The sequence below is a fragment of the Stenotrophomonas sp. HMWF003 genome (genome assembly GCF_003061285.1).
Classification (GTDB): domain Bacteria; phylum Pseudomonadota; class Gammaproteobacteria; order Xanthomonadales; family Xanthomonadaceae; genus Stenotrophomonas; species Stenotrophomonas maltophilia_AP.
Map to the genome: position 1 here is coordinate 1,503 of NZ_QAIW01000433.1, position 5,969 is coordinate 7,471.

The 5,969-nt window shown below is 65.9% G+C and carries 7 protein-coding genes and 1 pseudogene; 5 read left to right on the forward strand and 3 right to left on the reverse strand.

What is annotated here, in order from left to right; genetic code table 11:
* A pseudogene (locus tag DBR34_RS23985) lies at positions 1-214 on the reverse strand (ribonuclease); the annotation flags it as partial.
* A gap of 239 nt (positions 215-453) precedes the next feature.
* On the opposite strand from DBR34_RS23985, the gene DBR34_RS18605 reads away from it, so the two are divergent.
* Positions 454-1,065: a superoxide dismutase gene (locus DBR34_RS18605; protein WP_038692027.1), complete on the forward strand. Its 612-nt coding sequence runs from the start codon at positions 454-456 to the stop codon at positions 1,063-1,065.
* A gap of 78 nt (positions 1,066-1,143) precedes the next feature.
* Here DBR34_RS18605 and DBR34_RS18610 read toward each other — a convergent pair whose 3' ends face one another.
* Positions 1,144-1,947, reverse strand: coding sequence for an endonuclease/exonuclease/phosphatase family protein (locus tag DBR34_RS18610; RefSeq protein WP_128097882.1), 804 nt, complete (start codon positions 1,945-1,947; stop codon positions 1,144-1,146).
* Between the two features lie 220 nt (positions 1,948-2,167).
* On the opposite strand from DBR34_RS18610, the gene DBR34_RS18615 reads away from it, so the two are divergent.
* Complete coding sequence (locus DBR34_RS18615; RefSeq protein ID WP_128097878.1) at positions 2,168-3,730, forward strand: oligopeptide:H+ symporter; 1,563 nt, start codon at positions 2,168-2,170, stop codon at positions 3,728-3,730.
* 8 nt (positions 3,731-3,738) lie between these two features.
* The gene (locus DBR34_RS18620) at positions 3,739-4,362 is read left to right on the forward strand and encodes a rhomboid family intramembrane serine protease (protein ID WP_128097879.1); all 624 of its coding nucleotides are present in this window, start codon (positions 3,739-3,741) and stop codon (positions 4,360-4,362) included.
* A gap of 155 nt (positions 4,363-4,517) precedes the next feature.
* On the opposite strand, the gene DBR34_RS21545 is transcribed toward DBR34_RS18620, so the two are convergent.
* Positions 4,518-4,694, reverse strand: coding sequence for a hypothetical protein (locus tag DBR34_RS21545; protein ID WP_181394068.1), 177 nt, complete (start codon positions 4,692-4,694; stop codon positions 4,518-4,520).
* 213 nt (positions 4,695-4,907) lie between these two features.
* Here DBR34_RS21545 and DBR34_RS18625 point away from each other — a divergent pair, with 213 nt between their 5' ends.
* Complete coding sequence (locus tag DBR34_RS18625) at positions 4,908-5,222, forward strand: GNAT family N-acetyltransferase (RefSeq protein WP_128097880.1); 315 nt, start codon at positions 4,908-4,910, stop codon at positions 5,220-5,222.
* Positions 5,223-5,285: 63 nt separating this feature from the next.
* The coding region (locus DBR34_RS18630; protein WP_146186886.1) for a DUF4163 domain-containing protein at positions 5,286-5,969 on the forward strand (684 nt) is incomplete at its 3' end.

Genomic DNA, 5,969 nt, shown 5'->3' on the forward strand with positions numbered 1-5,969 from the left:
TCAGCGCGATGGTGGCGCGTGCCTCGGCCGGCAGGAACGGGGGCAGCGGGTCGCCCACGGGCGTGCGCGCTGCCGCAGCCGCCGGCGCGGCCTCGATCGGTTGCGACAACGAAGGGGCAAACTGCGGCGGCGGCGGGCGCTGCATCAGTTTGACCGCAACCAGGCCGCCGATCAGCAGCACGATGGCAACCAGCAACAGAAGGGGCTTGCGCATGGGGCAGGGCGGGCCAGGGAAGACAGCCGCTACTGTACCGCCAAGCGCGCATCCGGCGATGAGGCGCAGCCGAACAGCGCCGCGCGCTGCCGTCACCGGTGCGTAACACCGTGTGTAGAAGCGGCATGCGCAGGACCAAGTTTCCTTTACATGGGCCTTGGTAAGCTTGTCGGCCATCCCCATCATCGTCAGCGCAACGCCCGGTCTTCGCCGGGTGAGTGAGCTACCAGGAGAACCACATGGCCTATACCCTCCCCAAGCTGTCCTACGCCTACGACGCACTTGAGCCGAATATCGACGCGGCCACGATGGAAATCCATCACACCAAGCACCACCAGACCTACATCAACAACGTCAACGCGGCACTGGAAGGCACCGAGTTCGCCGACCTGCCGATCGAAGAGCTGGTCAAGAAGACCAAGTCGCTGCCGGAAAACCTGCAGGGTCCGGTGCGCAACAACGGTGGCGGCCACGCCAACCACAGCCTGTTCTGGACCGTGATGTCGCCCAATGGCGGCGGCGCTCCGGTGGGCGACGTGGGCAAGGCGATCGAATCGCAGCTGGGTGGCTTCGAGAAGTTCAAGGAAGCCTTCACCAAGGCCGCGCTGACCCGCTTCGGCAGCGGCTGGGCATGGCTGAGCGTCACCCCCGACAAGAAGGTGGTGGTGGAAAGCAGCGCCAACCAGGACAGCCCGCTGATGGACGGCAATACGCCGATCCTGGCGCTGGACGTCTGGGAGCACGCCTACTACCTGAAGTACCAGAACCGTCGCCCGGAATACATCGGCGCGTTCTTCAACGTGGTCGACTGGAACGAAGTCGAGCGTCGTTACCAGGCCGCGATCGCCTGAGCGATGCCCCGGTAGCATGACAAGACGGCCAGGCAGCGATGCCTGGCCGTTTTCGTTTGGGTCGCCCTGTGTGTCGAATCAGGGCGCGCTGGCGGGCACCGGCGACTGCAGCCGCAGCGTGGCCATCACCCCCAGCCGCAGTGCGCCCTTGTCGGGAACGGCGCCGTCGGCGGCCGGCAGCTTCAGGGCCTGTTGCCCAATGCCCTCGAAATGCTTGACCTGGAACAGCACGTCCAGCCCATGGCCGCGCGCGCTGCCGGCCACCGAGGGCGGATCGACCCGCTCACCGGGATTGCGCCGCGCAGGCTGGAAACCGGGGGCGCTACGCACCAGTTCGGCGGTGTCGGCCGAGAAGTCGCCCGCGATCAACGACGGCAGCCCTTCGGCGGTGGCGCCGATCCAGGTCATCAGGTCGCTGCTCTGGTGACGGCGCACCTCGGGTTCGTCGGGGTCCGGGCGCAGGCGTGCCACATAGATGTTGATCAGCTCTTCCTGCAGCTTCACCCGCAACATGCCGGCAGCGCTGAACTGGCCCGGGGGGTGCAGCAGGGTGACGCCGTCTTCGCTGACCGGCAGCCGGGTCAGCATGGCGCTGCCGTGCCGCAAGGCCTGGCTGGGCGGATCGGCGGTGACGAAGTCGCAGCTGTAGCGCAGCCGGGTGGCCAGCCAGCAGGCGGGGTTGCGGCCCTGCGCCTGCATGACGCGCTGGACCGCGATCACGTCCGGCTGCAGCGTTTCCAGCATCTGCAGCACCTGGTCGCGGCGTTGTTCCCATTGCCCCTCGTCCAGGGTGGGCAGCTCCAGCGTGGCCACCTTGAGCAGGCGCGGTGCGGGGTCGGCCTGGCGCGCCTGCACCGGCGCCGCCGAGGCGACCCAGAGCATCAGCAACAACCAGCCCGGCCAACGTCCCGTGACAGCAGTGGAGATCATGCGCATAACGATAAGTTTACGCTTTGTCCGTCGACGCTTCGTGACCTTCGCCGCGTTCTGAACGCACGCCTGCCATGTCCGTGGCGCGCTGTCATGTAGGGGCGCAGCGTGCGTGGGGGTAGGGGTTCCGGTAAGCTCGCGCCCTTTCGTATTCGCAGGACAGCCCCATAGGATGAGCACGATCGCAGCCGCCAGCGCAGGCAAGGGAAGAATGCCGCGCCAGATTCCGTACATCATTGGCAACGAGGCCTGCGAACGGTTCAGTTTCTACGGGATGCGCAACATCCTGGTGCAGTTCCTGATCACCTCGCTGCTGCTGCAGGAGATCACCGCCGAAGGCCGCGCGGGTGAGGCCAAGGACATCATGCACAGCTTCATGATCGGCGTGTATTTCTTCCCGCTGCTCGGGGGCTGGCTGGCCGACAAGTTCTTCGGCAAGTACCACACCATCCTGTGGTTCAGCCTGATCTACTGCGCCGGCCACGCCTGCCTGGCGGTGTTTGAAGACAGCCGGCAGGGCTTCTTCGTCGGCCTGGGGCTGATCGCGCTGGGTGCTGGCGGGATCAAGCCGCTGGTGGCCTCGTTCATGGGCGACCAGTTCGACCAGAGCAACAAGCACCTGGCCAAGATCGTGTTCGATGCCTTCTACTGGATCATCAACTTCGGTTCGCTGTTCGCCTCGCTGCTGATTCCGCTGGCCCTCAAGAACCTGGGCCCGCAGTGGGCGTTCGGCATCCCGGGCATCCTGATGTTCGTGGCCACCTTCGTGTTCTGGCTCGGCCGCAAGCGCTATGTGCTGGTGCCGCTGCCGCCCAAGGACCCGCATTCGTTCGGCAACGTGGTGCGCACGGCGCTCTCGGCGCACGCGCCGGGCAAGGGGCGGCCGGGCCGTACCCTGGCCATTCTGGGCGCGGTGCTGGCCGTTGCCTCGATGGGGCTGGTGGGTAGCCTGGGCATCGTGATCTGCCTGTGCATCGCGCTGGTCCTGCTGCTGGCCGGTATCGGCGGTGGCACCTGGATCCAGCTGGACCGCGCCCGGGCGGTGCACCCGGCCGAGGCCGTGGAGGGCGTGCGTTCGGTACTGCGCGTGCTGGTGATCTTCGCCCTGACCACGCCGTTCTTCTCGCTGTTCGACCAGAAGGCCTCCACCTGGGTGCTGCAGGGCCAGCAGATGGCCATGCCGTCCTGGTTCACCGCCTCGCAGATGCAGGCGCTGAACCCGCTGCTGGTGATGATCCTGATTCCGTTCAACAACCTGGTGCTGTACCCGACGCTGCGCCGCTTCGGCTTCGAGCCGACCGCGCTGCGCCGCATGACCGCCGGTATCGCCTTCAGCGGCCTGGCCTGGATCGTGGTGGGCGGCATCCAGGTGATGATGGATGGCGGCAACGTCATGTCCATCTTCTGGCAGATGCTGCCGTATGCCCTGCTGACCTTCGGCGAAGTGCTGGTCTCGGCCACCGGCCTGGAATTTGCCTACAGCCAGGCCCCGCAGGCGATGAAGGGCGTGGTGATGAGCTTCTGGAACCTCACCACCACCATCGGCAACCTGTGGGTGCTGCTGTCCAACGCCGCGGTGCGCAATGACACGGTCACCCATCAGATCGCCAGTACCGGCTTGAGCGAGGCGGCCTTCCTGATGTTCTTCTTCGCCGGTTTCGCGTTCCTGGCGGCGTTGGCCTTTGGTTGGTATGCCAGGCGCTATCGTATGGTCGACAACTACCGTACGGCCTGAGCCCTGACATGACCCCCGTCAATCTGCTGTTGATCGCCATCACCGTCATCGTGTCGTGGATGGCCTTCAAGAACCGTGCACTCGGCGACCGCCTGATCCTGTGGCCGCCGGCGGTGGACCGCCATCGCCAGTACGACCGCCTGGTGACCTACGGGTTCATCCATGCGGACCTGGCGCACCTGGCGTTCAACATGATCACGCTGTTCTTCTTCGGCGGCCAGATCGAGTCGTTGATGGTCAACCTGACCGGCAGCTACCTGACCTACCCGGCGTTCTATCTCGGGGCGCTGGTGGTGTCGATCCTGCCCAGCTACCTGAAGAACCAGAAGAACCCGAACTACCTCAGCCTGGGCGCGTCGGGCGCGGTGTCGGCGGTGCTGTTCGCCTTCATCCTGCTCAGCCCGTGGAGCGTGATCTTCGTGTTCTTCATCCCGGCCCCGGCGATCCTCTACGCGGTGTTCTACGTGGGCTACAGCATCTGGATGGACAAGCGCGGCGGTGATCGCATCAACCACAGCGCGCACCTGGCCGGTGCCGCGTTCGGGGTGATCTTCCTGCTGGCGATGCGCCCGGCGATCTTCGAGCACTTCCTGCGCGAGCTGAGCAACCCCAGCTTCCGCCCGCTGGGCTGAGCCTGCGCCTGCGGTACCGACCCACGGTCGGTACCTGCCGGGACCGGGGTCACCGGCAGCCGGCGGCAGGTCACGGCCGTGGATCGAAACGCGAGGACCCGGGCGGCTCGCCGTCACCGGGGTAGGTCACGACCGTTGGTCGTGACACAGGCCGCTTACGCGGCCTTCTTGCCTTCCGCACCGTAGGCGCTGAGCAGGCGGGCGTAGACCTCGTTGTCGATCTGGTCGAATTCCCAGCTCTGGGTCTGGCCATTCACGGCCAGCTGGAACAAGCCTTCCAGCAGCGAGCTGTCGGCATCGCCAGGTGCGGGGGAGGTAGGTGCGTTGTCCATGTGGACCTCCTTGTGGAGCACGATCGGGTAGGCAGGTGTCGCAAAACTCGTGCCAGCTTTCACGCCCTGTCCGTTATCGATATCGGCTTGAATCGGCAGAGCTTTAGGACGGTTTGTGACGCTCCGCGTCGTTGCTTGCCCCTGTTCAGACTTCACGCGATCATGGCGCTACGCTGCGCACTATCGCGTCAGTTGCCGCAGGAGACACCGCCCATGGCTTCGGTCACCCCGCCCGGATTGGCATACGAGGTGGAGCACGATCTGGCCCACCACCGGTTCCAGGCCCGGGTGCAAGGGCATCTGGCGCTGCTGGACTACCAGATCAAGTCGCTGAAACGACAGAAGCGCATGGTCATCACCCACACCGAGGTGCCCGAGCCCATCGAGGGGCGTGGCATCGCAGGGGAGTTGACCAAGGTGGCGCTCCGCTATGCGCGCGAACACAAATACAAGGTGGTGCCGGCGTGTGCCTATGCCGAAGCCTTCATGCAACGCCATGAGGAATACGACGACCTGCTGGCCGGCTGACGGCGGCAGGGGGTTTCGCAGGGACGACCGATCATCATGCTGGGTTTCAACAAGGGGATTGCAATGAACATCGTAGTAAACCGTCGCGCGCTGCGCGCCAGCGCGTTGGTCCTGGCCGTGGGCCTGGTGCTGGTGGCCGGCTGCAAGCGTGACGCCGCCGATACCGCGGCACGGCCGGCCGATGACAGCACGGCGGCGCAGCCGGCCAACATCGAGACGCCGACCGACGTGGCGGCGCCGGTGGAACTGCGCGACGTGATCGAAAACACGCCGCAGGCCGTGGTGGGCATCAGTTACCCGACCGACATCGCGCGGTACCCGGGCCTGGCCAAAGCATTGTCCGACTATGCCAGCGCGGCGCGCGGCGAGCTGCAGCAGGCCGTGGACGGCCTCGGCAACGACAAGCCGACCATGCCCTACGAGCTGTCGCTGAGCTTCGAGAAGGTGCTGGAAACCCCGCAGCTGGTGGTGATCAGTGCCGATGGCAGCCGCTACACCGGGGGTGCGCATGGCGAGCCGCTGGTGGCGCGCTTTGTGTGGTTGCCCGAGCAGCAGCAGATGCTCACCGCCGACAAGCTGGTGGCCGACAGCAAGGGATGGAAGGCGGTCAGCGACTACATCGGCGACCAGCTGCGCGAGCGCGTGGCTACCCGCCTGAGCAGCGAAGACATGGACCCGGGCCAGCTGCAGGAGTCGCTGCGCAGCGCCAGCCGCATGATCGCCGACGGCACCGAACCCAGCGCCGAG

What these genes read in the sequence shown, in the direction of transcription:
- DBR34_RS18620 (WP_128097879.1), top strand. Translation starts at nt 3,739, where the DNA reads ATGACCCCCGTCAATCTGCTGTTGATCGCCATCACCGTCATCGTGTCG.
- DBR34_RS21545 (WP_181394068.1), bottom strand. Translation starts at nt 4,694, where the DNA reads ATGGACAACGCACCTACCTCCCCCGCACCTGGCGATGCCGACAGCTCG.
- DBR34_RS18610 (WP_128097882.1), bottom strand. Translation starts at nt 1,947, where the DNA reads ATGCTCTGGGTCGCCTCGGCGGCGCCGGTGCAGGCGCGCCAGGCCGAC.
- DBR34_RS18625 (WP_128097880.1), top strand. Translation starts at nt 4,908, where the DNA reads ATGGCTTCGGTCACCCCGCCCGGATTGGCATACGAGGTGGAGCACGAT.
- DBR34_RS18615 (WP_128097878.1), top strand. Translation starts at nt 2,168, where the DNA reads ATGAGCACGATCGCAGCCGCCAGCGCAGGCAAGGGAAGAATGCCGCGC.
- DBR34_RS18605 (WP_038692027.1), top strand. Translation starts at nt 454, where the DNA reads ATGGCCTATACCCTCCCCAAGCTGTCCTACGCCTACGACGCACTTGAG.